Origin of the sequence: Pseudomonas sp. Lb2C2 (assembly GCF_052112205.1) — a bacterium.
In the GTDB taxonomy this organism is placed as follows: Bacteria; Pseudomonadota; Gammaproteobacteria; order Pseudomonadales; family Pseudomonadaceae; genus Aquipseudomonas; species Aquipseudomonas kilonensis.
The window spans coordinates 267,251-288,940 of the sequence record NZ_JAUTYW010000001.1; the positions used below are offsets into that span (position 1 = coordinate 267,251).

At 62.1% G+C, this 21,690-nt stretch carries 17 protein-coding genes; 11 read left to right on the plus strand and 6 right to left on the minus strand.

Going from position 1 to position 21,690, the window contains the following annotated elements; all coding sequences use genetic code 11:
- The first annotated feature begins 6 nt into the window (after positions 1-6).
- From Q7F16_RS01140 to Q7F16_RS01185, 10 genes are all read left to right on the plus strand, one after another.
- Complete coding sequence (locus tag Q7F16_RS01140) at positions 7-3,780, plus strand: nitrate reductase subunit alpha (protein ID WP_409555438.1); 3,774 nt, start codon at positions 7-9, stop codon at positions 3,778-3,780.
- A 1-nt stretch (position 3,781) separates the two neighbouring features.
- Entirely contained in the window at positions 3,782-5,320 is a 1,539-nt protein-coding gene (gene narH, locus Q7F16_RS01145; protein ID WP_409555439.1) for a nitrate reductase subunit beta, read from the plus strand.
- Positions 5,321-5,322: 2 nt separating this feature from the next.
- Positions 5,323-6,078: a nitrate reductase molybdenum cofactor assembly chaperone gene (narJ, locus tag Q7F16_RS01150; protein WP_014339180.1), complete on the plus strand. Its 756-nt coding sequence runs from the start codon at positions 5,323-5,325 to the stop codon at positions 6,076-6,078.
- Positions 6,071-6,751, plus strand: a complete 681-nt coding sequence (narI, locus tag Q7F16_RS01155; protein WP_409555440.1) for a respiratory nitrate reductase subunit gamma — start codon at positions 6,071-6,073, stop codon at positions 6,749-6,751. The genes narJ and narI overlap by 8 nt, the downstream gene beginning before the upstream one ends.
- A 10-nt stretch (positions 6,752-6,761) precedes the next feature.
- Complete coding sequence (locus tag Q7F16_RS01160; RefSeq protein ID WP_409555441.1) at positions 6,762-7,730, plus strand: peptidylprolyl isomerase; 969 nt, start codon at positions 6,762-6,764, stop codon at positions 7,728-7,730.
- A gap of 25 nt (positions 7,731-7,755) precedes the next feature.
- Complete coding sequence (gene moaA / locus Q7F16_RS01165; protein WP_409555442.1) at positions 7,756-8,748, plus strand: GTP 3',8-cyclase MoaA; 993 nt, start codon at positions 7,756-7,758, stop codon at positions 8,746-8,748.
- Positions 8,749-9,061: 313 nt separating this feature from the next.
- Complete coding sequence (locus tag Q7F16_RS01170; protein WP_409555443.1) at positions 9,062-11,077, plus strand: ribonucleoside triphosphate reductase; 2,016 nt, start codon at positions 9,062-9,064, stop codon at positions 11,075-11,077.
- 31 nt (positions 11,078-11,108) lie between these two features.
- Positions 11,109-11,270 carry an anaerobic ribonucleoside-triphosphate reductase gene (nrdD, locus tag Q7F16_RS01175; protein WP_014339185.1) on the plus strand — a complete coding sequence of 54 codons (162 nt, stop codon included), beginning with the start codon at positions 11,109-11,111 and terminating at the stop codon, positions 11,268-11,270.
- Positions 11,267-11,962: an anaerobic ribonucleoside-triphosphate reductase activating protein gene (locus Q7F16_RS01180; protein ID WP_041476031.1), complete on the plus strand. Its 696-nt coding sequence runs from the start codon at positions 11,267-11,269 to the stop codon at positions 11,960-11,962. The genes nrdD and Q7F16_RS01180 overlap by 4 nt, the downstream gene beginning before the upstream one ends.
- A 111-nt stretch (positions 11,963-12,073) precedes the next feature.
- Positions 12,074-13,693, plus strand: coding sequence for a methyl-accepting chemotaxis protein (locus tag Q7F16_RS01185; protein WP_409555444.1), 1,620 nt, complete (start codon positions 12,074-12,076; stop codon positions 13,691-13,693).
- A gap of 191 nt (positions 13,694-13,884) precedes the next feature.
- Here the strand turns inward: Q7F16_RS01185 and Q7F16_RS01190 are convergent, their stop codons facing one another.
- The 4 genes from Q7F16_RS01190 to Q7F16_RS01205 are packed head-to-tail and all read right to left on the minus strand — an operon-like array spanning position 13,885 to position 16,994.
- Entirely contained in the window at positions 13,885-15,252 is a 1,368-nt protein-coding gene (locus tag Q7F16_RS01190; RefSeq protein ID WP_409555445.1) for a 4Fe-4S binding protein, read from the minus strand.
- The gene (locus Q7F16_RS01195; RefSeq protein ID WP_409555446.1) at positions 15,240-16,094 is read right to left on the minus strand and encodes an FTR1 family iron permease; all 855 of its coding nucleotides are present in this window, start codon (positions 16,092-16,094) and stop codon (positions 15,240-15,242) included. The genes Q7F16_RS01190 and Q7F16_RS01195 overlap by 13 nt, the downstream gene beginning before the upstream one ends.
- 22 nt (positions 16,095-16,116) lie before the next feature.
- Positions 16,117-16,461 carry a cupredoxin domain-containing protein gene (locus Q7F16_RS01200; RefSeq protein ID WP_046062149.1) on the minus strand — a complete coding sequence of 115 codons (345 nt, stop codon included), beginning with the start codon at positions 16,459-16,461 and terminating at the stop codon, positions 16,117-16,119.
- Positions 16,462-16,463: 2 nt separating this feature from the next.
- A complete protein-coding gene (locus Q7F16_RS01205; protein ID WP_014339191.1) occupies positions 16,464-16,994 on the minus strand; it encodes an iron transporter in 531 nt (176 codons plus the stop codon).
- Between the two features lie 204 nt (positions 16,995-17,198).
- Here Q7F16_RS01205 and Q7F16_RS01210 point away from each other — a divergent pair, with 204 nt between their 5' ends.
- Positions 17,199-17,426, plus strand: coding sequence for a DUF3079 domain-containing protein (locus Q7F16_RS01210; RefSeq protein ID WP_046062150.1), 228 nt, complete (start codon positions 17,199-17,201; stop codon positions 17,424-17,426).
- Between the two features lie 119 nt (positions 17,427-17,545).
- Here the strand turns inward: Q7F16_RS01210 and Q7F16_RS01215 are convergent, their stop codons facing one another.
- Together Q7F16_RS01215 and Q7F16_RS01220 are read right to left on the minus strand one after the other, a co-directional pair.
- Positions 17,546-19,285, minus strand: a complete 1,740-nt coding sequence (locus Q7F16_RS01215) for a dipeptidase (protein WP_409555447.1) — start codon at positions 19,283-19,285, stop codon at positions 17,546-17,548.
- Positions 19,286-19,622: 337 nt separating this feature from the next.
- Positions 19,623-21,623 carry a peptidase U32 family protein gene (locus tag Q7F16_RS01220; protein ID WP_409555448.1) on the minus strand — a complete coding sequence of 667 codons (2,001 nt, stop codon included), beginning with the start codon at positions 21,621-21,623 and terminating at the stop codon, positions 19,623-19,625.
- Positions 21,624-21,690 lie beyond the last annotated feature (67 nt).

Below are 21,690 nucleotides of genomic sequence, written 5' to 3' on the forward strand. Positions count from 1 at the left end.
CACACTGTGAGTCATTTACTGGATCAACTGCGGTTTTTCAACCGCAAGCAAGGCGAGTTTTCCGATGGTCACGGCGAGACCCGCAAGGAGTCCCGCGACTGGGAGAACGTCTACCGTTCGCGCTGGCAGTACGACAAGATCGTGCGGTCCACCCATGGGGTGAACTGCACCGGTTCGTGCTCGTGGAAAATCTACGTCAAGAATGGCCTGATCACCTGGGAAACCCAGCAGACCGACTATCCGCGTACCCGCAACGATCTGCCCAACCACGAACCACGCGGCTGCCCTCGCGGCGCGAGCTACAGCTGGTACATCTACAGCGCCAACCGGCTCAAGTACCCGAAAATTCGCAAGCCATTGCTCAAGCTGTGGCGCGAAGCCCGGCAGACTCTGCCGCCGGTGGAAGCCTGGGCCAGCATCGTCGAGGACAAGGCCAAGGCCTACTCCTATAAAAGCAAGCGCGGCATGGGTGGCTTCATCCGTTCCAACTGGGAAGAAGTCAACGAGATCATCGCCGCGGCCAACGTCTACACCATCAAGGAACATGGCCCGGACCGGGTGGTGGGCTTCTCGCCGATCCCGGCCATGTCGATGGTCAGCTACGCCGCCGGCTCGCGTTACCTGTCGTTGATCGGTGGCGTGTGCCTGAGCTTCTACGACTGGTATTGCGACCTGCCGCCAGCTTCGCCGATGGTCTGGGGCGAGCAGACCGACGTGCCGGAATCGGCCGACTGGTACAACTCCAACTACATCATTGCCTGGGGCTCCAACGTCCCGCAGACCCGCACCCCTGACGCCCACTTCTTCACCGAGGTGCGCTACAAGGGCACCAAGACCGTGGCGATCACCCCGGACTATTCAGAAGTCGCCAAGCTCACCGACTTGTGGCTCAACCCCAAGCAGGGCACCGACGCCGCGTTGGCCCAGGCCTTCAACCATGTGATCTTCAAAGAATTCCACCTGGACAAGCCGAGCGCCTATTTCACCGAATACGCCAAGCGCTACACCGACCTGCCGGTGCTGGTGATGCTCAAGCCAATGCTCGGCGCCGCGCCGGGTGCCGGTTACCAGCCGGACCGTTTCCTGCGGGCCAGCGACCTGACCGACAACCTCGGCCAGGACAACAACCCGGAATGGAAAACCATCGCCCTGGATGCCAGCGGCGAACTGGTTTCGCCCCAAGGCTCCATCGGCTATCGCTGGGGTGAGAAGGGCAAGTGGAACATCCTGCCCCGTGAAGGCGGCGAGGGGCGTGAGATCGACCTCAAGCTGAGCCTGATCGGCGGCGACGTCGCCGAGGTGGCGTTCCCGTACTTCGCCGGCGAAGCCCAGGAGTACTTCCAGCATGTGGCCGGTGATGCGGTGCAGTTCCGTCGGGTGCCGGTGCACAGCGTGGTGCTGGCCGATGGCAGCGTGGCGAAAGTCGCCACCGTATTCGACCTGTCGGCGGCCAACCTGGCGATCGACCGTGGCCTGGGCGGCGCCAACGTTGCCAAGGACTATAACGACGCTTCGGTACCCGGCACCCCGGCCTGGCAGGAGCAGATCACCGGTGTGAGCCGCGAGAAGGCGATCCAGATCGCCCGCGAGTTCGCCGACAACGCCGACAAGACCCGTGGACGCTCGATGATCATCGTCGGTGCGGCGATGAACCACTGGTACCACATGGACATGAACTACCGCGGGCTGATCAACATGCTCATGCTCTGCGGTTGTGTCGGCCAGACCGGCGGCGGCTGGGCCCACTATGTCGGCCAGGAAAAACTCCGTCCGCAATGCGGCTGGCTGCCCCTGGCCTTTGGCCTGGATTGGAACCGTCCGCCACGGCAGATGAACGGCACCAGCTTCTTCTACGGCCACAGTTCGCAATGGCGCCACGAGAAGATGAGCATGCACGATGTGCTCTCGCCCCTGGCCGACAAATCGCAATTCCCCGAGCACGCCCTGGACTACAACATCCGCGCCGAACGGGCCGGCTGGTTGCCGAGTGCACCGCAGCTCAACACCAACCCGCTGCACATCTGCCGGGACGCCGCCGCCGCGGGCCTGGACCCCAAGGACTACGTGGTCAAGTCGCTGCAGGACGGTTCCCTGCGCTTTGCCTGCGAGCAACCGGACAGCCCGGTGAACTTCCCGCGCAACATGTTCATCTGGCGTTCCAACCTGCTGGGCTCCTCGGGCAAGGGCCACGAGTACATGCTCAAGTACCTGCTGGGCACCAAGAACGGCGTGATGAATGAAGACATCGGCCATAGCACCGAGTGCAAGCCCACCGAAGCCGAATGGGTCGACGAGGGCGCCATTGGCAAGCTCGACCTGGTGACCACCCTGGACTTCCGCATGTCCTCGACCTGCGTGTATTCCGACATCGTCTTGCCGACTGCTACCTGGTACGAAAAAGACGACATGAACACTTCGGACATGCACCCGTTCATTCACCCACTGTCGGCCGCCATCGATCCGGCCTGGGAATCGCGTTCGGACTGGGAAATCTACAAGGGCATCGCCAAGGCGTTTTCCGCCATGTCGGTCGGCCACCTGGGTGTCGAGAAAGACCTGGTCACCGTACCCCTGATGCACGACAGCGTCGGCGAGTTGGCCCAGCCATTTGGCGGCACCGACTGGAAAAGCGCCGGCGTTGCACCGGTCCCGGGCAAGAACGCGCCGAACCTGCACGTGGTGGAACGCGACTACCCGAACATCTACAAGCAGTTCACCTCCCTGGGCCCGATGCTGGAAAAACTCGGCAACGGCGGCAAGGGCATCAACTGGAACACCGAAACCGAAGTGAAATTCCTCGGTGAGCTGAACCACAAGGAAGTCGAGGCGGGCATCAGCCAAGGGCGGCCAAAAATCGACAGCGCCATCGACGCTGCCGAAGTGATCCTGTCCCTGGCGCCGGAAACCAACGGCCATGTCGCACTGAAAGCCTGGGCGGCGCTGTCGGAATTCACCGGCATCGACCACAGCCACCTGGCCATTTCCAAGGAGCACGAGGCGATTCGCTTCCGTGACATCCAGGCCCAGCCACGCAAGATCATTTCCAGCCCGACCTGGTCTGGCCTGGAAGACGATCACGTGAGCTACAACGCCGGCTACACCAACGTCCATGAGTCGATCCCATGGCGCACCATCACCGGTCGCCAGCAGTTCTACCAGGACCACCCGTGGATGCAGGCGTTCGGCGAGCAGTTGATGAGTTACCGGCCACCGGTCAACACCCGCACCATCGCCGGCGTGAAGGGTAAACGCAGCAATGGCGAGACCGAGATCGTCCTGAACTGGATCACCCCGCACCAGAAGTGGGGCATCCACAGCACCTACAGCGACAACCTGCTGATGCTGACCTTGAGCCGTGGCGGACCGATTGTCTGGCTCTCGGAAATCGACGCCAAGCGCGCCGGTATCGAGGACAACGACTGGATCGAATGCTTCAACGTCAACGGCGCGCTGACCGCCCGTGCGGTGGTCAGCCAACGGGTCAAGGAAGGCATGGTGATGATGTATCACGCCCAGGAACGGATCGTGAACGTGCCGGGTTCGGAAACCACCAAGACCCGTGGCGGCCACCACAACTCGGTGACCCGCGTGGTGCTCAAGCCCACCCACATGATTGGCGGCTACGCCCAACAGGCCTACGGCTTCAACTATTACGGCACGGTCGGTTGCAACCGCGACGAATTCGTCGTGGTGCGCAAGATGGTCAAGGTCGATTGGCTCGATGGTTCCAGTGGCGATGATTTGCCGCGTCCACTGCCGACTGATATCGAGGAGAACTGAGATGAAGATTCGCTCACAAATCGGCATGGTCCTGAACCTGGACAAATGCATCGGCTGCCACACCTGCTCGATTACCTGCAAGAACGTCTGGACCAGCCGTGAAGGCATGGAATACGCCTGGTTCAACAACGTCGAATCCAAGCCGGGCATCGGCTATCCCAAGGAGTGGGAAAACCAGGACAAGTGGAAAGGCGGCTGGATCCGCAACGCTGACGGTTCGATCAACCCGCGCATCGGCGGCAAGTTCCGCGTGTTGGCGAACATCTTCGCCAACCCGGACCTGCCGAGCCTGGACGACTACTACGAACCGTTCGACTTCGACTACCAGCACCTGCACACCGCGCCACTGGGCGAACATCAACCCACCGCACGCCCGCGTTCGCTGGTGTCTGGCAAGCGCATGCAGAAAATCGAATGGGGCCCGAACTGGGAGGAAATCCTCGGCACCGAATTCGCCAAGCGGCGCAAGGACAAGAACTTCGACAAGATCCAGGCGGACATCTACGGCGAGTACGAAAACACCTTCATGATGTACCTGCCGCGCCTGTGCGAGCACTGCCTGAACCCGGCGTGCGCGGCGTCGTGCCCGAGCGGTGCGATCTACAAGCGCGAGGAGGACGGCATTGTCCTGATCGACCAGGAGAAATGCCGCGGCTGGCGCATGTGCATCAGCGGCTGCCCGTACAAGAAGATCTACTTCAACTGGAAGAGCGGCAAATCGGAAAAATGCATTTTCTGCTACCCGCGCATCGAAGCCGGGATGCCGACCGTCTGCGCTGAAACCTGCGTTGGACGGATCCGTTACCTCGGTGTGCTGCTGTATGACGCCGATCGCATCAGCGAAGTGGCAAGCACCGCCAATGAGCAGGACCTGTACGAGAAACAACTGGAGATCTTCCTCGACCCGAACGACCCGGCGGTGATTCGCCAGGCCCTGGCCGATGGTGTACCGCAGTCGGTGATCGACTCGGCGCAACGCTCGCCGGTCTACAAAATGGCCGTGGACTGGAAACTCGCACTGCCGCTGCACCCGGAATACCGCACCTTGCCAATGGTCTGGTACGTGCCGCCACTGTCGCCGATCCAGAACGCTGCGACGGCCGGCACCGTGGGCATGAACGGGGTGATCCCGGACGTCGACAGCTTGCGTATCCCGCTGCGCTATCTGGCCAACATGCTCACCGCCGGCGATGAAAAGCCGGTCAAGCTTGCGCTCAAACGCTTGCTGGCGATGCGGGCCTACAAGCGTTCCGAGCAGGTCGACGGCGTGCAGGATCTGCAAGTGCTGGCCGACGTCGGCTTGAGCGTGAACCAGGTGGAAGAGATGTACCGCTACCTGGCCATCGCCAACTACGAAGACCGCTTCGTGGTGCCAAGCGCCCACCGCGAAGACGCCATGAGCGACGCGTTCGCCGAGCGCTCCGGTTGCGGCTTCAGCTTTGGCAGTGGTTGCAGTGGCAGTTCCGACACCAACATGTTCGGTGGCAAGAAGGCCAACCGCCGCGACGTGATCAAAACCGTGCAGTTGTGGGAGGAATGAGCATGCGCATTCTCAAAGTGATTTCGTTGCTGCTCGATTACCCGACCGAGACCCTGGTGGCCGGTCGTGACGAGCTGGAACAGGCCATTCTCCAGGCGCGGGAAATCAGTCCCGCCCAGCGCTCCGGGTTGTTCGAGTTGCTGGAGGTGATCTGCGGCAAGGACCTGATGGACGGCCAGGAGCACTACGGTGCGCTGTTCGGCCGCGGTCGTTCGCTGTCGCTGCTGTTGTTCGAACATGTCCATGGCGAATCCCGTGACCGCGGCCAGGCCATGGTCGACATGATGGCCCAGTACGAAGAAGCCGGTTTCGCCATCGGCGTCAAGGAGCTGCCTGACTACATCCCGTTGTACCTGGAGTTTCTTTCCACCCGCGAAGACATCGAGGCCCGCGAGGGCCTGGCCGATGTAGCGCACCTGCTGGCCTTGCTCGCGGCGCGCCTGGAAGAGCGTGAAAGCGCCTACGCCAGTTGCTTCCGGGCTCTGCTGCAGATATCCGGCGCTGAACCCCAGGTGGCGGTGGCCGAGATGCTTGAGCAAGTAAAGGCCGAGCCACGGGACGACTCCCTCGAAGCCCTGGACAGGGTCTGGGAAGAAGAGGCGGTCGATTTCATGAAGGCCGAGCAGCAAGACCGTTGCAGCTCGATGCCAAGCGCGCCGGGCAAGGCGCGGGACGAAAGTGCGGTGCCGCTGCACTGGGTGGATTTTCAGCATGAAGGGCGGGCCGCAGCGCCAGCCGGGGAGGTGGGCAATGTCTAAATGGGATCTGTTGTTGTTCGGGGTCTACCCCTATGTCGCCCTGGCGATTTGCCTGATCGGTAGCTGGGCGCGGTTCGACCTGTCCCAGTACACCTGGAAGGCCGGTTCCAGCCAGATGCTGAACAAGCGCGGCATGCGCGTGGCCAGCAACCTGTTTCACATCGGCGTGCTGTTCGTGCTGGCCGGCCACTTCGTCGGGCTGCTGACGCCTTCGGCGGTTTATCACCACTTCCTGAGCACCGAAAACAAGCAGTTGCTGGCGATGGTTTCCGGCGGTTTCTTCGGCGTACTCGGCCTGATTGGCCTGGTGATGCTGCTCAACCGTCGCCTGACTGACCCACGGGTTCGCGCCACCTCCAATGCCTCGGACATCCTGGTGCTGGTGGTGCTGCTGGTGCAACTGGTGTTGGGGCTGATGACCATCGTCGCGTCCACCGCCCATATGGACGGCTCGGTAATGGTGATGCTGGCCGATTGGGCCCAGAACACCGTGCTGTTGCGTCCGGTTGAAGCCGCGACCTCGATAGCGCCGGTGGGCCTGGTCTACAAGCTCCACGTGGTGCTGGGCCTGACCCTGTTCGTGTTGTTCCCGTTCACTCGTCTGGTCCACATCGTCAGTGCGCCGGTCTGGTACCTGGGACGTCGTTATCAAATCGTTCGGCAGAAGTTTTGAGGAGAAGATCATGGCGAGTGGATGCGGATGTGGCGGTGGTGGTGGCGGCAGCGGCGGCTGTGGTTCTTCGGCAAAAGCGGCACCGGTGATCGCGCCGGTGGCCGATGCCGAACCAGTGGGGGCGGTGCAGTTCGAGCCGGCCCAGGCCGGGCCGGTGGCGGAGGATGAAGCGCCACAGTTGATTGCCAGCAGTGAGCAAGAGTGGCCGATCGTCAGCGTCAACGGGGTGTCGGTCACCCCGCAGGCGATGGCCCAGGAGCTGCAGTATCACCCGGCACAAAGCCGCGAGGAGGCGGTTTACCAAGCGGCACGGGCCTTGGTGATTCGTGAGTTGCTGCAGCAACGTATCGCCGAACTGGGCCTGGCGTTGCAGGTCGGCGCCGGTGAAAACGAAGAGGAAGCGGCCACGCGGCTGCTGCTCGAACGCGAGGTGCAGGTGCCGCAGTGCGACGAGGCTACCTGCCTGCGTTATTACGAAAGCAACCGGGCGCGGTTTCACAGCGCACCGTTGCTGGCAGTGCGGCACATCCTGCTCGAGTGTGCGCCGGACGATGCCGAGGCGCGCAGCCTGGCACATGTCCAGGCCGAGCTGCTGCTGGAGCGGCTGGACCAGTTCCCGGGCAGTTTTGCCGAGTTGGCGCTGAAGCATTCGGCGTGTCCATCCAAGGCGCAAGGCGGTTCGCTGGGGCAGATCAGCAAGGGCCAGACCGTGCCTGAACTGGAGCGCCAGTTGTTCACCCTGCCGGCGGGCCTGGCCGGTAAACCGCTGGAAAGTCGTTACGGCTGGCACGTGATCAGCATCGACCAGCGAATCGATGGCCAGCCATTGCCGTATGAGGCGGTAGCGACGGCGATTCGTACCCAGTTGCAGCAGGGCGTGTGGCAAAAAGCGCTGGTGCAGTACCTGCAAACCCTGATCGGTGCGGCGGATATTCGCGGCATTCACCTTCAGGGTGCCGACTCGCCGCTGGTGCAGTGAGCACGGGCTCAATCGGGAGATTTTCATGAACGCGGTGTTGCAGGACGGATTTGGGCGCCAGATCGATTACTTGCGGATGTCGGTGACCGATCGTTGTGATTTTCGTTGTGTGTATTGCATGGCGAAAAACATGACGTTCCTGCCACGTCAGCAAGTGTTGACCTTGGAGGAGTTGCAGCGCCTGGCGCGGCTGTTCGTCGGCCTGGGGGTGAAGAAAATCCGCCTGACCGGTGGCGAGCCGCTGATCCGTCCGGGCATCGTCGGGTTGTGTCGTGAGATCGCTGCATTGCCCGGCCTGCGGGAACTGGTGATGACCAGCAACGGCTCGCAGTTGGGGCGGTTGGCCCAGCCGCTGGTCGAGGCCGGGGTCAAGCGCATGAACATCAGCCTCGACAGCCTGGACGGCGAACGTTTTCGGGCGATCACCCGCAACGGCAACCTGGACCAGGTGCTGGCCGGCATCGAAGCGGCGAAGGTCGCCGGGTTCGAACGGATCAAGCTCAACTGCGTGGTCATGAAGGGACGCAACTTCGATGAAGTTCCGGCGCTGGTGCAATACGCCATCGAGCAGCGCATCGACATCAGCTTCATCGAGGAAATGCCATTGGGGGAGGTCGGGCGTTCCCGGGGCGAGTCGTTCTGTTCCAGCGATGAGGTACGGGCCGAGATCGCCCGCCATCATCGCCTGCTCGACAGCGCCGAGAGCAGCGGCGGGCCGGCGCGCTATGTGCGCCTGGAGCGTCATCCGGATACCCGCATCGGTTTCATTTCGCCCAACACCCACAACTTCTGCGCCAGTTGCAACCGCGTGCGCATGACCGTCGAAGGGCGCTTGCTGTTGTGCCTGGGACAAGAGGACTCCCTCGACCTGCGCGGCTTGCTGCGGCGTTATCCGCTGGAAGACCAACCGGTGATTCAGGCGGTGCAGCAGGCGTTGCGTGGCAAGCCACTGCGCCATGACTTCAATCCGGGTGGGGAAGTGCAGATTGTGCGGTTCATGAACATGAGTGGGGGGTGAGCAGTGCTCAGGTCCCACAAGGGGATTTGTTGTGGATACAAATCTTACAGTCACGCCGTAACCCATGTGGGAGCAAGGCTTGCCCGCGATGCAGGCGACACGGTTTAACTGCAGGACCGTGTCATCGTTCATCGCGAGCAAGCTTTGCTCCCACAGGGGATCAGGGGGCTGCAAAATGACCTTTCAAGCCTGATGGATAGTCGCAACCGATTCTTGATGTCGATCAATTGCAACCCTGCCTTTTGCCCGTACTCTCCACTGCATATTGTGTTTAAAGATCTCAAAAAGCCTATATGTAGTGTCTGGAGCGAAAATGCAGAGCACGTTGATCTCAGTAGGGTGTAACCGCTTGCACAAGCGCGATGGCAGTGTGGTCGCCTTTGATGCGGACAAGATCCGCCAGGCGCTGATCGCCGCCGGCAAGGCCACCGGCGAATACGCCGAAGCCGAGGCCGAGGCGTTGCTGGAGGCGGTGTTGGCGCGGTTGGAAGGGCAGACGCGGTTGAACGTCGAGCAGATCCAGGACCGTGTCGAACGGGTACTGATGGACGCCGGTTTCTTTCTCTCCATGCGTGCCTACATCGTCTATCGCGAGCAACACGGACGCCTGCGTCGGGATCGTCGCACACTGGTGGAAGTCGCCACGTCGATGAACGAATACCTGGATCGCGAAGACTGGCGCGTGCAGGCCAACGCCAACCAGGGGTATTCCCTCGGCGGGCTGATCCTCAACGTTTCGGGCAAGGTCACCGCCAACTACTGGCTCGACGAAGTCTACAGCCAGGCCATCGGCGAGGCGCACCGCGAGGCTGACCTGCATATCCATGACCTGGACATGCTCGCTGGCTACTGTGCCGGCTGGTCCTTGCGCACCCTGTTGCACGAAGGCCTCAACGGCGTGCCCGGGCGGGTCGAGGCCGGGCCGCCCAAGCATCTGAGCAGTGCCTTGGGACAGATGGTGAATTTCCTCGGCACCCTGCAAAACGAATGGGCCGGCGCCCAGGCGTTCAGCTCGTTCGACACCTACCTGGCGCCCTATGTACGCAAGGACCAACTCAGCTACGACGAGGTCCGCCAGTCGTTGCAGGAGTTCATCTACAACCTCAATGTGCCGTCGCGCTGGGGCACGCAAACGCCGTTCACCAACCTGACATTCGACTGGGTCTGCCCGGAGGATCTGCGCGAACAGATCCCGGTGATCGGTGGCCAGGAGATGCCGTTCGCCTACGGAGACCTGCAAGCGGAAATGGAGTTGATCAACCGCGCCTACATCGAGGTGATGCAGGCCGGCGATGCGAAAGGCCGGGTCTTCACCTTCCCGATCCCGACCTACAACATCACCCATGACTTCCCCTGGGACAGCGAGAACGCCGACCGGCTGTTCGAAATGACCGCCCGCTACGGCCTGCCGTACTTCCAGAACTTTCTCAACTCGGACATGCAACCCAATCAGGTGCGGTCGATGTGCTGCCGCTTGCAACTGGACGTGCGCGAGTTGCTCAAGCGCGGCGGTGGCCTGTTCGGCTCGGCGGAACAGACCGGTTCCCTGGGGGTGGTGACGATCAACTGCGCCCGCCTGGGCTATCTGTACAAGGGCGACACCAGCGCCTTGCTGCAACGCATCGACACCCTGATGGAACTGGCGATGGAGAGCCTGGAGGTCAAGCGCAAGGTCATCCAGCATCACATGGATGCCGGTTTGTACCCTTACACCAAGCGCTACCTGGGTACCTTGCGCAATCACTTCTCCACCATCGGCGTGAATGGCCTGCACGAAATGCTGCGCAATTTCACCGATGACCAGCAAGGCCTGCACACCGAGCAAGGCCGGAAATTCGCCCTGAAACTGTTGGATCACGTGCGGGCCACGCTGCTGCGATTCCAGGAAGAAACCGGCCACCTCTACAACCTCGAAGCCACGCCCGCCGAGGGCACCACGTACCGCTTCGCCAAGGAAGACCTCAAGCGCTACCCGGATATCTTGCAGGCCGGCAGCCCGGTCGCACCGTACTACACCAACTCGTCGCAACTGCCGGTGGGCTTCACCGACGATCCATTCGAAGCCCTGGAGCTGCAAGACGAACTGCAATGCAAATACACCGGCGGCACCGTGTTGCACCTGTACATGGCCGAGCAGATTTCCTCGACACAGGCCTGCAAGCAGCTGGTGCGCAAGGCCCTGGGACGCTTCCGCCTGCCGTACCTGACCATCACGCCGACCTTTTCCATCTGCCCGGTGCACGGCTACCTGGCCGGCGAACACGAGTTTTGCCCGAAATGCGACGAGGCCTTGCTGCTGCAACAGCAGTTGGCAGGCAGCGTTCACTGATCCGATCCATCGACCGCAAGGAGCTTCACCCATGAATGCATCGCAAAGCCTTCCCCAAGCACAGCGTCAACGTTGTGAAGTCTGGACCCGCGTGATGGGTTATCACCGCCCGGTAACGGCCTTCAACCCGGGCAAGCAGTCCGAGCACCGCGAGCGGGTGCACTTCACCGAACGCGCGGCCGGGCGTCCATGAGTCGAGTGCTACGGGTCGGGGGCATGGTGCCCCTGACCACCCTCGATTATCCGGGTCAACTGGCGTGCGTACTGTTTTGCCAGGGTTGTGCCTGGCGTTGTCGTTATTGCCATAACCCGCAACTGATCCCGCCGCGCGGCAGCGAGGAGGTGGATTGGTGCCGGGTGTTGGCGTTCTTGCAACGCCGTCAGGATCTGCTCGACGCCGTGGTCTTCAGCGGCGGCGAACCGACCTTGCAGGACGGCCTGGCGCCGGCCATGGAGGAAGTGCGGCAGATGGGCTTTCGCATCGGCCTGCACAGTGCCGGCATCAAGCCGGCGGCCTTCGCCAAAGTGGTCGGACAAGCCGACTGGGTGGGTTTCGACGTCAAGGCCTTGCCCGAAGATGCCCTCGACGTGACCCGGGTCGAAGGCAGCGGCCCTGCCAACTGGCGCAGCCTCGACTATCTGCTGGCCAGCGGCGTGGATTATGAGTGTCGCACGACGGTGCACTGGCATCTGTTCGACCCGGAGCGGTTGCTGACCCTGGCCCGACGCTTGAGTGAGCGCGGCGTCACACGTTTCGCCGTGCAACTGGTACGCACCGCCCGGATGCTCGATCCCCACCTTTCCAGCGTCTCGGCACACGCTTTGCAGCCCGAACTATGGGCCGCCATGCGCGAGCTGTTTCCCTCGTTCGTATTGCGCAGTTGAGCGGACGCCGGGATGAACGACCGACAGCGGCCCGGGACAACCGGGCCCTCTTTTTTCAAGGTTTTCAAATGCGCTGCCAACCGGCAGGTAGTTGAACAGGGAGCATTTGATATGACCAGACTCACCACCGCCCAACGCATCGTGATCGGCTTTGCCATCGCGCCGCTGGCCTTGATCGCCTTGACGTTCTACGCCTTGAACGACCTGGCGATGCTGCGCGACCAGGCCGAGCAGATCGTCAGGCAGGACTGGCCCAAGATCGACCCGATCATGGTGATCGCCACGGGTGTGCGCGACAACGCCAGGAACACCCGGGACTTGCTGATCGACAAGGACAATGCACAGGTCCAGCAATCCATCGACGCCACCCGGCAACGGATTACCCAGGCCTTCGCCACGCTGGAGCCGCTGTTCGATCAGCCTGAAGGCAAGGCCGCGTATGCCGAATTGAAGAAGCGTCGCGAGGCCTATGTGGCGGCTTTCGTCCAGGTGCAGGCGTTGATCCGTCAGGGTGCGACGCAGGAGGCGATGACGCAGCTCAAGCAGGGGGTGATTCCGGCAGAGCGCGAGGTGTACAAGAGTCTCGAAGGGATCATGGCGATGCAGGGCAAGCTCTTCGTCGAGCGTGAGCACCTGGCCCAGGCACGTTACAACGATGCGAGGCGCAACATGCTGGCGTTGGTGCTGGCCTGTCTGGCTCTGGTGACCACCGTGGCGGTCCTGGTGACCCGCAGCGTGACCCGTCCCCTTGGCGGTGAACCCAATGACGCGGCGCGGGTGCTTAACCTCATCGCCCAGGGCGACCTGACGATCCGCGTGCCCGTGGGCGTCGGCGCCAATGACAGCGTGATGAGCAACATGCACGACATGCAGCAGAGCCTCAATAGCATGGTCCGGCACATTGCGGCCTCGGTGGATCGGGTGGCCAGTTCCTCCGAAGAACTGAGCGCGGTGAGCAGCCAGACCAGCAGCACCTTGCAGTTGCAAGGGCATGAAATCGAACAGGCGGCCGCGGCCGTGAACCAGATGACCGCTGCGGTGGATGAAGTGGCGCGCAATGCCGTGAGTACCAGCGAAGCCTCGCGAGTGTCTGAGCAAACCGCACAGCGCGGCCGTGAACAGGTCCAGGAAACGGTGGCTTCCATTACCGCCCTGGCCGAAGGTGTGACGGACAGTTCCGGGCGAATCCAGCAATTGGCCGGGCGGGTGCAGGACATCAGCTCGGTGCTGGATGTGATCCGCAGCATTGCCGATCAGACCAATCTCCTGGCCCTGAACGCTGCCATCGAAGCGGCCCGCGCCGGCGATGCCGGGCGTGGCTTTGCGGTGGTCGCTGATGAAGTCCGGGCGCTGGCTCATCGAACCCAGGATTCGACGCGGGAAATCGAGGGCATGATCGGTAACATCCGCCTGGACAGCGGGCACGCGGTGAGCTCCATGCAAAACAACAGCGAACTGGTGCAGGCCACGCTGCTAGTGGCCCAGCGCTCCGGCGATGCCCTGGACGAAATCGCCCGCTCGATCTCGCAGATCAACGAGCGCAACCTGATGATCGCCAGCGCCACGGAACAGCAGGCCCTGGTGGCGCGAGAGGTGGACCGTAACCTGGTGGGTATCCGCAACCTCTCCGAACAGGTCATGCTGGGCGCCCGACATACCGATACGGCGGGCCAGGACCTGGCGCAGATGGCCGGTTCACTGCATGAGACGGTAGCGCGGTTCAAGGTGTAGGCGGGGCAATGTCGGAGCCTCAGCTCCCACAGGGTTTTGTGTCGAATCCGAATGTTGTGGGCAACACAAATTCAATGTGGGAGCGAGCCTGCTCGCGATAGCGGAGGTCTGAACTGTGGTGATGTTGGATGTGCCGGCGCCTTCGCGAGCAAGCTCGCTCCCACAGGATTTTGTGTTGTGTTCGGGGGCTATCACCATCCCCAGAATTGCAACCACCAGCCATAACCCACCAGGCCGCTGGCCAAGACCAGGCATGCCATGGCTGGCAATCGCTGGGTCGGTGATACCTCTGTTTGCTGCAGGCGTTTCCAGCCCAGCCATAAACTCCAGGCTATCGCCGCTATCAGCAACCCGGCCCGAGCCGGTTGGACCCATTCCAGCAACAGCCCCTCATAGCGCAACAGTTTGACCGTGGTGGCCGACAAGCCGAGGAACAACCCTGCACCGCCAAGGGGCGTCAGGGTGATGGCTAAGGGCCAATATTGTGCGCCATCCCCCGAGAGGCGTGCCGCCAGGCGTATCAGCAGCATCAGCGAAGTGCCTATCAACAGCGCACTCATGCCCAGGTACGCGACGATGCAAAAACCATCGAGCCAACTGAAACTGTCATTGAGTTGCGGATAGTGCGTCAACAGCCACCAGGGCGCATTGTCCTGGAGCGCCCAGAGCCAATCATGACTGACCAGCCATTGGGCCAGGCTTTGCTTGAGGGCAATGAACCACGGGCTGACGGTCCACTGAAAGGCGCCCATGGCCAGGCCTATGACACCGAACAACAGCAAGCGAACATCCCAGGGCGAGAGGGTGTCAGCCGTCGAGTGCAGGATTTCCTCGCTGCTGGAGCGGGTAATCAGCCGTACCGCATCGCGCTGGCCGCTGCAGCGACCACAGGCGTGGCAATCGGCGGCGCCGCGCATACGGCGGATGTCCAGCAAGGGCGCGCAGTTGGGGGGAGGGCGACGCGGTGCCGGGTTTTCCAGCCAGCGTTGTTCGTCCACCCGGAAGTGCACTGGCGCCAGGCGAGCAAGCAGGGAGAAGACGCCGCTGACCGGGCACAGGTAACGGCACCACACCCGCTTGCCCCGGGCGAACAACAGGCCGACGATCACCGCAGCGACGGTCGAGCCCCCCAGGATCAGCAATGCAGCCTGGGCGTAGTCGTAGACGCTGATCAGTTGACCGTAGAGGGTGGTCAGGCAGAACGCCAGGGTCGGCCAGCCAGCCCAGCGCAATCCGCGCGGCACCCCGAAGCCCTTGCCATACTGGCTGGCCCATTCGCTCAAGGCGCCTTCCGGGCACAGCACGCCACACCAGAGCCGCCCGAACAACACGATCGACAGCAACACGAACGGCCACCACAGGCCCCAGAACAGAAACTGCGCCAGCAACGTGAGATTGTCGAACAGGCGTGCCTGGCCGCTGGGCAATGGCAGCAGGGCCGGCACCACCAACAGCACCGCGTAGAACAGCACCACCGTCCATTGCACGGCACGAATGGTTGCACCGTGGCGCCGCATGCCGTCGCCCAGGCGCTGGAGCCAGGGGTTCAGGTTGGGCATGGCAGGTTTTCCGCCTTGCGCGGCCACAGCCAGCCTGCGACGACGCCCCAATAGCCCAGCCACACCAGCAGCGTCATCGCACTCGGGCTGGCCCGATACCCGGTGAAGTCCGCCAGGAACCCGCCCAAACCATGGCCGTCGTCGAGTATCGCGCTGCTGTCCCACAGCGCGTCGCCAATGCCGCGATACACCGCCTCAGGCCAATCCATCGCGAGCAGTTGCCCGCCGACCCGCTCGATACCGCTGACCAGCAACGCCGCCCCCAACAGCAGCAGGATCGCTTCGCTGATGGCAAAGAAACGCGGCCATGAGATGAGCCGGCGACTGCTGTGCAGCAAGGAGACGGTCAGCAGCGACAACACCAGCCCGGCCAGCGCGCCGACGGCGAACAAGCCCAGTTGCGGCCCTTGCAGGCGCGCACCGGCGCCATACAGGAACACCACGGTTTCACTGCCTTCGCGGCTGACCGCCAGCAGCGCCAGCACCAACAATCCCAGGCCGCCCTGGCGGCTCAGGCGCTGGTCGGCGTGGCGTGTCAGGTCATGCTTGAGCGTCCTCGCGTTTCGGTGCATCCAGCCGACCATCTGCACGATCAGCAAGCTGGCGACCAGTGCCAGCGACGCCTGGAACCATTCATTGGCCGTCCCGCTCATGGCCTCGCCGGCCAGCAGGATCAGCCCTGCGAGCACACCGGAAAGCAGCAAGCCCAACGCTGCGCCAGCCCAGACATAGCGCAGCAGTTGGCTGGCCTGTTGTTGCCGGCTGACCCAGGCCTGGAGAATCCCGATCACCAACAACGCCTCGACGCTTTCGCGCCAGACAATAAACATCGATTGAGTCATGCAAACGCCTCCTGCTGAGCGATTACTGGGCGAGAATCCCGCCCTCGGGCAGTTGCGGATTGAATTCGTCGAAAAACGGATAGTGCCCGGGACGCAGCGGGTGGATGACCACGAAGGTCGTGACGCCGGGCGAGAGCACTTTCTCGACGCGCAAAGGCGTGCTTTCGAACTCTGCCGGGCCCTGGCCGACGTTCTTCAGCACGATCTTGAACCGTTGCCCGGCCGGCACTTGCAGTTGCGCCGGCGTGAAATGCCCGTCGCGCATGCTCAGCTCGTAGGTCGGCAGTTCAGCCTGGGCGATTGACGGTTGCAGCAGACCGGCCAGCATCAGCCAGGCCAGGTATGACGGCCAGGATCGGCGATTCATTTTCAGTACCCGCCTTTTTTCCCGATCCCGGCGTAGACGAATTCGTAGTGCAATTCACAGCGCTCGAACCATGGCGCCACGCCGGTTTCCTTGTCGGTATGACGACCGAGGGAGCCATGGCCACCGGGTGGCAGGACGGTGAACGTCAGCTGATATTTGCCTGGGCCGAGCAGCTTGACGTTGTCGCCATAGTGCGGCCCGTCGTTGGCGACCATGGCGTGGAAGTCACCCTTGAGCTCGGTGTCGTTGCCTTGCTTCTTCAGTTGGAACGACACGTTGAGATAGGGCACGAAACTGCCTTCCTGGAAGCCCTGCTGGTTGTCCGCCGTGGCGCGGATGTCGGCTTCCAGGTGCACGTCGGAGTCAGCCGTGGCCCGCATCATCCCGGCGGGTGCCATTTCAATCGGCTGCAAATACACCGCACCGACCTCCAGTCCTGGGCACAGTTGCGGTTCGCCGATGGGGTATTCCTTGGCCTGGGCCAGTGGTGCGAGAAACAGCAAGGCCAGAGGTAGAGTGGCAAGTGTGCGCATGATGACTTCCTGGTTGGCTAAATGATGGCGCCGAGTCTAGGAAGCTTTTCTGCGAATAATAATGATTCTTGTCAATTTTTAGCGCGAATTTTCCAACAACAAATGCCGGCTCGTTCCTGCACGGTTGTTCTTGATCGGGATCAAGGGGCACGGCGCCCCGACGCGGTAGGGTGCGGGTACACCCATCAGTTATACGGGGTCGTCATGGCAAAGCCCTTTCCCATCAGTCCCAAACATCCCGAGCGCATTTGCTGGGGTTGTGATCGTTACTGTCCGACCAGTGCGCTGGCCTGCGGTAACGGTGCCGATCGAACGATGCACCCGGCCGAGATGATTGGAGATGACTGGTACCTGCATGGGGATTGGGGGTTGGAGCTGGTCGACATTACCGCCAAGGTCATCGATCCAAGCGCCACTCACGTGAAGGAATGAAGTAAACCTGTGGCGAGGGAGCTTGCTCCCGCTGGACTGCGCAGCAGTCCCAAAAAACTTGCGGTCGCTGCGCAACCGAGCGGGAGCAAGCTCCCTCGCCACAATGGATCACACGCGCCTTAGAGCTTCGGCAATTGCCCGATCCGCCCCATCATCTCGGTCACGATCTGCAAGTCCAACAGGAACTGCTCGACCGTCTTGAACTCGTTGTCGTTGTGCCCGGTGTACTTGACGTCGGGCATTGCCAGGCCGAACTGCACACCGTTGGGCAGTTCATGGACCGACGTGGCGCCGGCGGAGGTGCCGTATTTGTGTTCCATACCCAGGTTTTCACTGGCCACAGCCAACAGTGCCTTGACCCATTCACCCTCAGGGTTGCGGTACATCGGCTCGTCAATGGAATAGTCGAAGGCCACTGCGACGTGGGACTTCTTGCTCCAGGCGGCCAGCTTGTCGGCGATTTCAGTCTTGAGGACTTCTGTGGTCTTGCCCACCGGCACCCGCAGGTTGACTGCCAACTTGAAGGTCTTCTCATCCATCCCGACGTAGGTCAGGGACGCGGTCAGCGGGCCCATGAAGGCATCGGAAAAACCAACTCCCAGTTTGCTGCCCAGATAGTCCAGGCCCCAGTTGTCGGCGGCGTAGCGGGCGGCGTCGGTGATGTGGTTGTGTTTGAGCGCGACCTTGCCGTCGAGGCTATTGATGAAGTCCAGCATCCTTGCCACCGGGTTGACGCCTGACTCGGGCTCGGAGGAGTGGGCGGAAACGCCAGTGAAGGTCAGATTGACGTCCTTGCCGACGACCTGGCTGGTCACTTCGAAGTTGCCACCGTTGCGCTTGGCATAGTCGGTACCGGCCTTGAGCAGGCTGGCGGCCAGTTCGGCGGGCTTGTCGCTGGCGAAGGTAGCAACGGACGTCGACGGAATCTGATTGGTCGCCAGGCCGCCCGTCAACGCGGTAATTTCTGCCCCCTTGCCCTGTGCAGCGCGCCGGGTGAAGTTCGCCATGACGGTGCCATAGCCTTTCTCGGCAATCACCACAGGGTAGCCGCCATCCAGCGCCAGGTTGTAGTTGGGCGTCGGGTTGCGTTCGAAATAATAGGGGATGGCGTCGCCGGTGGTTTCCTCGGTGGTGTCGACCAGCAGCTTGAAGTTGCGCGCCAGCGGCAGTTTCTCTTCCTTGATGATCTTCATCGCATAGAGCGCGACCACGATGCCGTTCTTGTCGTCCTCGGTACCGCGGCCATACATGCGGTCGCCCACCAGGGTGACCTTGAACGGGTCGAGGCGGGTGCCATCTTTCAACACCCAGTTTTCCGGCGTTACCGGCACCACGTCGGCATGGGCGTGAATGCCCACGACTTCGTCGCCGCTGCCTTCGAGGGAAGTCTCATAGACGCGGTTGTCGACATTGCGGAAGTTGAGGTTGAACGCCTCGGCCAGGTTTTTGATCTTGTCGGCGATCTTGAGGAATTCCGGGTTCTCGTGCTGGGCCACGCCGTCCTTGCGAAAGGTCGGGATGGCGACCAGTTCCTTCAGTGTCTCGGTGGCCGCCTGGCCGTATTTCACTCGGGCATAGAGGCCCAGCAGACGATGGATTTCGTTCTGCTGTTCAGCCGAAAGGGTTTTGTTGCCCTGGAACGCGCTGATGGCCGGGCCGAGGTTGGCGGTTTTGCCCAGGTCGCTTTTGGCTACCTCACCAAGGAACTGTCGGAAATCGGTGACGGAGGTGTCGGAGAAGGTTTTGACGATGGCGGCGCCCTGTTGGGCGCTGATGTTGGCGAATGCTGGGGTGGTGATCGAAGCGAGGCTGGACAATAGCAGGGTGGTCACGGCCAGGTGTTTGAGCGAGAAGTCCATTGCTGGGCATTCCTTTGCAGGCTGTAAGGGATAAGTGTCTGATTTGGTGACACAAACCCTTACAACCTAACAGGCGATTGTGGGGCAGGGGAGTCTGGCGGGGGAATTTGTCGCACAGTGAGGCAAAAACGGCGCAGAAATGAAAAATAGCGGAGGGTCATCAAACAGCCGAGAACCTACTGTGGGAGCGAGCTTGCTCGCGATGACGGCGGCACATTCAACATCAATGCAAACTGATCCACCGCTTTCGCGAGCAAGCTCGCTCCCACAGGGGGGCTGCGGTGGATGCCAGTTTTGTGAACACCCACTCCCACAGGGGAAGCGGGTGGGTATTGGTTTAATGCGGCGCGCGCGGAATCGTCTTGAGCAGGTCTTCAGGGCTGATATGGCCGACCACCGGTTGCGCGGTGCTGCCGGGCAATGGCAGGTCGAGGATGTGCCCCTTGATCTTGCCGACCACATGCATTTCGCAGGGTTTGCAGTCGAACTTCAGTGTCAGCACTTCATCACCGTGTATCAGCTGCATCGGTGCCACCTTGGTGCGTACGCCGGTGACGCCCTTGGCCTGCTTGGGGCAGAGGTTGAACGAGAAGCGCAGGCAGTGCTTGGTGATCATCACCGGCACTTCACCGGTTTCCTCATGGGCCTCGAACGCCGCGTCGATCAGCTTGACACCGTGGCGATGGTAGAAATCCCGGGCCTTCTGGTTGTAGACGTTGGCCAGGAACGACAGGTGCGACTCCGGGTACACCGGCGGCGGGCTGGTCTCGGCCTTGCGGCCACCGCGTGGGTGGGCTTCGATGCGGGCGGCGGTCAGGGCCTCGATGGCTTCGCGGCGCAACGCCTTGAGCTGCGAGTTAGGGATGAAGAACGCCTGGGGCGCATCCAGCTTGATCGCGGTGGCGTGGTATTCGGTGGTGCCCAGCTGGCCGAGCAGGTCGTGCAACTGCTCCAGGGCCTGCTCCGGCTTGTTGGCCACGCCGAACGGCCCATCCAGGGCGACGCTGGCGCTGATGCCTTCTTCGCTGGTGGCGGTCAGTTCCAGGCGCGCTTCACGCAGGCGTGCAACCCAGGCCAGGCCCACGCGGCGTTCGGAGGAGGTCTTGAGCAACGCTTGCTGCCAGTTGTGGTCCAGGTTGCGGCTCAACGGGTGGTTGGGGCGCAACTGGTACATGCCGGCCGGCATTTCGTTGGGCTCGACGCGGTAGCGGTAACGCTTCTGGCCATCCTCTTCGAATTCACCCTTGGGCTCGGCGATGTTGGCGCGGAAGCCGACGACTTCGCGCTTGACCAGCACATTGAGGCCGTCGCCGTTGGACAGCGGGTCGAAGGTCACCACTTGCAGGTCGCGCTTGCCGACTTTTTCCACCACGCCCACCGGCACACCGGTAAAAGTCGGCGAATCGAAGGCGCCGATGTCGATCTTGCGTTCGCTGACGAAATAGTCGGTGCTGCCACGGTGGAAAGTCTTGTCCGGGTCGGGGACGAAGAAGTGCGCGGTGCGGCCGCTGGACGCGCGGGCCAGGTCCGGACGGTCTTCGAGGACATCGTCCAGGCGCTGGCGGTAATAGGCGGTGATGTTCTTCACATAACCCATGTCCTTGTAGCGGCCTTCGATCTTGAATGAGCGCACGCCCGCTTCGACCAGGGCGCGGATGTTGGCGCTCTGGTTGTTGTCTTTCATCGACAGCAGGTGTTTTTCGTAGGCGACCACCCGGCCCTGGTCGTCCTTGAGGGTGTAGGGCAGGCGACAGGCCTGGGAGCAGTCCCCACGGTTGGCGCTGCGGCCGTTCTGGGCGTGGGAGATGTTGCACTGGCCGGAAAACGCCACGCACAGCGCGCCGTGAATGAAGAACTCGATGGCCGCGTCGGTCTCATCGGCGATGGCGCGGATTTCCTGCAGGTTCAGCTCACGGGCCAATACCAGTTGCGAGAAGCCGGCCTGGTCGAGGAACTTTGCCCGGGCCAGGGTGCGGATGTCGGTCTGGGTGCTGGCGTGCAGCTCGATGGGCGGGATATCCAGCTCCATCACCCCCAGGTCCTGGACGATCAACGCATCGACACCCGCATCGTATAACTGGTGGATCAGTTGGCGGGCCGGCTCCAGCTCGTTGTCGTGCAGGATGGTGTTGATGGTCGTGAACACACGGGCGTGGTAGCGATGGGCGAACTCCACCAGCCGGGCAATATCGCCCACTTCGTTACAAGCGTTGTGACGCGCGCCGAAACTCGGGCCACCGATGTACACGGCGTCGGCGCCATGCAGGATGGCCTCGCGGGCGATGGTCACGTCGCGGGCGGGGCTGAGCAATTCCAGATGATGTTTGGGCAAGGACATTTGTTTTTAGTCAGGCTGGTCACGGTCGAAGCGAGCATTGTAGCTGCCAGGCGCCTTGCCGGCACCT